The 2558-nt window shown below is 54.7% G+C and carries 1 protein-coding gene; it reads left to right on the top strand.

What is annotated here, in order from left to right; all coding sequences use genetic code 11:
- Nucleotides 1-77: 77 nt before the first annotated feature.
- Complete coding sequence (locus tag HMPREF3055_RS04850; protein ID WP_246826895.1) at nucleotides 78-2303, top strand: superoxide dismutase; 2226 nt, start codon at nucleotides 78-80, stop codon at nucleotides 2301-2303.
- Nucleotides 2304-2558 lie beyond the last annotated feature (255 nt).

Raw genomic sequence — 2558 nt, 5'->3', positions numbered from 1 at the left:
TGCTGTACCGCATGGAGCACGGCGGCAGCCACCTCAAGTAGCGCCCGGTCGTGGTGAGGGGTAACCGGTGGGCTGGGATGCTCGACGTAGTTCGACTTTTCAGCCCGCCGGTGCCGCCCCTCCTATTCGTTTCTCCAGAACGCTTCTTCTCCCCTATTCTGGGGATTCTTTTCACGCTTTATCCGCTCAACTTCTTCACTTGCTTCGTCTACTCGCTCGCTTCACTCACCGTACAGTTTTTTGTAGATGGGATAATGATGTCTTCATTCTTCACACCACGAGGCGCCCGGTGCCGCTCAACTGCGCCGCGCCACCCGGCGAGCGCCCGCGCGCTCAGCCTGTCATTACTGCTGGGTTTGAGCCCGCTTGCCGGTATCACCCCGGCGGCACTCGCAACGCCGGCACAGGCTACACCTGAGCAGCAGGCGCAGCCGGCGCAGGCGACCCCCGCCTCCCCCGCTGCAACTCAAGAAGATGCTGACGAAGCCACGTCTTCGCTTCCGAAGGTAGATGAATCTCGCCATCCTGAAATGGAAGGGTTTAAAGTCTCTCCTGAGACTCTCAACATTTCTCGAGGCGGCACAGTAACGCTGACGACGCCTCCGCTCAGTGCTGAATTCCGCCAGAATTACGAATTCTACGAATTTTCTCTGGTTGACCGCGGTTCTTCGTACTTCAAAGCCGCGTATGCCCGCATTGACGGATATGCCTACTTTGGCTACCTCTTTGACCGTGATCCCAACCCGAAGCAGATGGTAGAAAACCCAGACGGGAGCTACACCTTCTTTCTCAATATTGGGCCGTACATTATTGAGGCTAATGAAGGCACTCTTTTCGACGTCATTTTGACGTACCACAAGAAGGGCCACCGGGAGGATTCTTGGCCGTCCGAATTCCGTTTTGTGGCGCGTGCACCTATTAATGTTGTGCAGGACCCTAAGCCGACTGAGACGACGTACATTTTCAGTGTGCCCGCAATTGATGACCCGTGGAAGGATACGACTCTGACGATTGAGGGGTTCCATATCCTTACGAGCGGTAGTCGAGAGGGCAAGGATGGCCCCGCGCTTCTGGCTTTTTATGAAGTCGACCCGAAGACCGGAAAGATTGTAGGCGAACCAGAATTCACCACTCGGATTCCGTACCCGGCTTCCCGTAGTGGAGAGCGCGTTTATTTCCTGAATTGGCATTTTAAGACGTCTATTACGATTCCTGGGGGAACGCTTAAGCCGGGTAAGGTCTATAAGATTGGTTTCTACGGTAAAGACCGTCCGGAGGATGAGAATTACCCCGGTGAGTTGCTGAATGATGTTGCAGATTTCATTCCGGTACGTTCGCTTAATAAGGAATCGGCTAGCCCTGAGATGTTTCTGAAGGCTACGACGGTGAGCCCTTATGATGAGGAAAATATCTTGCCGGTACGCGCCGTCGGTTTGAAGAAGCAGCCTGGGGTCTCTTACCGTTTCTCGGTACAACATGTTGATGAGCAGGGACATCTGACCGGTCAGAAGACGCTGGTGCAGGAGATTGCTGCTGAGAGCATCCATGACGGCACGATGGATGAGAAGCTGACCATCTCCGGTGCGCCGCTGAATTATGACGGCTCGTACAGGCTCTTCTTGGAAAAGGTGACTGCCGGCAAGGACGGTACGGTTGAGTCGGTTGAGCAGCTTACTTCGAAGGATCTACAGCTGCAGTTTACGAAGAATAAGGAGGTCAACGCCGCCTGGGCATGGTTTAAGCGCCGTCAGGTTCTTCCTGAGTTTTCTGATTCAGGTAGGAACAGCTATATGACGCGCCGCGATGTGACGGTGGCGCTGTACCGTCTTGCGGGTTCGCCGAGAGTGGAGCTTCCGGCGACGAGTCCTTATGGAGATATCACTCCGGATGATCCGGACTACGCCGCGTATATTTGGGCTCGTCAGAAGGGCATTACGTTCGGTTGGGCGGATGGGAATTTCCACCCGGAGATGAACATGCACAATTATTCGACGGCGGCGTTCCTGTACAGGTATCAGCGTTCGCGCGGTATGATGTCTCCCGGCTTGCCGACTGCCGCACCGCAGTCTCGTAACGGTAGCCTGCCGGGGTCGGATGAATCTGAGGTGAGCGCTAACCCATGGGTTCTGGATTTGGAGGAGGGTAGTGCTTTTTGGCGTGAATCTCGGTGGGCTGTGCAGCAACGCATTTGGGGCTACACCAGGGGTTGGGAACACGAACGCTTTTTCATGGAGACAACGTCTGTCTATGACTTGGCGTTGATGCTCTACCGCATGGAGCACGGCGGTAGCCATCTCAAGTAGCGCCCAGTTGTGGTGAGGGGTAACCGGTGGGCTGGAATGTTCGGATTAGTTCGACTTTTCAGCCCGCCGGTACCGTCCCGATTTTTCTTCCCTGCCTTCTGCGAGTTCTTTTGCCCGGCACCAGGCTTTACGGGGCTTCTTCTCCCCTGTTCGGGGTTTTCTTTTCACGTTTTATCCGCTCGACTTCTTCGCTCGCTTCATCTACTCGCTCGCTTCAATCACCGCACAGTTTTTTGTAGATGGGATAATGATGTC

The sequence above is a fragment of the Rothia sp. HMSC061C12 genome, from assembly GCF_001815755.1.
Classification (GTDB): domain Bacteria; phylum Actinomycetota; class Actinomycetes; order Actinomycetales; family Micrococcaceae; genus Rothia; species Rothia mucilaginosa.
The sequence above is the reverse complement of the archived record's forward strand: the minus strand, read 5'-3'. Positions and strand labels throughout refer to the sequence as shown.

What these genes read in the sequence shown, in the direction of transcription:
- HMPREF3055_RS04850 (WP_246826895.1), top strand. Translation starts at nt 78, where the DNA reads ATGCTCGACGTAGTTCGACTTTTCAGCCCGCCGGTGCCGCCCCTCCTA.